The following is a 500-nucleotide window of genomic DNA, read 5'->3' on the forward strand; positions in this document are numbered from 1 at the left end:
TAAACAAGACACTAGAAAGCAGAACGATAACAGGAATAGAAGCCAACTAAGCGCAAATAAGCAGCACGATCAAAAAACATAACGACAAAAAAAAGAACATAATTTCACAGAGATTTACCCAAACATCAGAAATTCACCCGTTATCGGCATCATCAAGCCGAACTGCTGCACATACAAAAATCCCCAACGATACCAAAAGGTATGGCTGGGGATCTTTTCATCAATCTGAAATCTAAGTCAGTGCTTGTTACTTTTTATCTGACTTTTCGTTGTACATTTCTTCTAATTCGTCTTGGTATTTATCGTTAATCACGTTGCGACGCAGTTTTTGCGTTGGCGTTAACTCTACATCGTCCATCGAGAAAGCTCTTGGTAGCAGTTTGAACTTCTTAACTTGCTCAAATTTCGCCAGTTCTTTTTGCAGTTCATTCACTCGCTTCTCAAGCATTTCGACCACTTGGTGGTGTTTGATAAGCTCAACTCGGTCATGGTATGCAATG

General features: G+C 39.6%; 1 pseudogene. It reads right to left on the bottom strand.

What is annotated here, in order from left to right:
• Positions 1-247: 247 nt before the first annotated feature.
• Positions 248-500, bottom strand: a pseudogene (locus R8O11_RS31765) (long-chain fatty acid--CoA ligase); the annotation flags it as partial.

The sequence above is a fragment of the Vibrio sp. 1288 genome, from assembly GCF_033344475.1.